The sequence below is a fragment of the Klebsiella sp. GW_Kp181 genome, from assembly GCF_040062315.1.
Lineage (GTDB): Bacteria > Pseudomonadota > Gammaproteobacteria > Enterobacterales > Enterobacteriaceae > Klebsiella > Klebsiella oxytoca.
The window spans coordinates 1-710 of sequence record NZ_JBEAFR010000036.1 but is presented as its reverse complement, the minus strand read 5'-3'; the positions used below and the strand labels follow the sequence as shown (position 1 = coordinate 710).

At 60.0% G+C, this 710-nt stretch carries 1 protein-coding gene; it reads left to right on the top strand.

The features are described 5' to 3' along the window. The coding region (locus ABLV11_RS07030; RefSeq protein WP_348855247.1) for a sugar phosphate nucleotidyltransferase at positions 1-710 on the top strand (710 nt) is incomplete at both ends.

The following is a 710-nucleotide window of genomic DNA, read 5'->3' as shown; positions in this document are numbered from 1 at the left end:
GACGCCATTCGCGTCGCGGAGCAGTATGCGCAGGCTGACCATCTGGTCACCTTCGGTATCGTTCCGAACACCCCCGAAACCGGCTACGGCTATATCCAGCGCGGTGATGCGCTGGGGGAAGGGGAGCACACGCCTTATCAGGTCGCCCGCTTTGTCGAGAAGCCGGACCTGGAGCGTGCGCAGGCCTATCTGGCCTCCGGAGAATATTACTGGAACAGCGGCATGTTCATGTTCCGGGCGAAAAAGTATCTCTCCGAACTGGCAAAATTCCGCCCGGATATTCTCGAAGTCTGCACGGCTGCGGTCCGCGCCGCCGACAGCGGCAGCGACTTTATCAGCATCCCCCATGAGGTGTTCAGCACCTGTCCCGACGAATCCGTTGACTATGCGGTGATGGAAAAGACCGCCGATGCGGTGGTGGTGGGGCTGGATGCCGACTGGAGCGACGTCGGCTCATGGTCAGCCCTGTGGGACGTCAGCCCGAAAGATGAGCTGGGCAACGTGCTGACCGGCGATGCCTGGGTGCACAACAGCCAGAACTGCTACATCAACAGCGACGAAAAGCTGGTGGCGGCTATCGGCGTTGAGGACCTGGTGATCGTCAGCACCAAGGATGCGGTGCTGGTGATGAATAAAAACCGCGCCCAGGACGTGAAAAAGGTCGTGGAGTACCTGAAGGCCAACCAGCGCAGCGAATACAAACGACACCG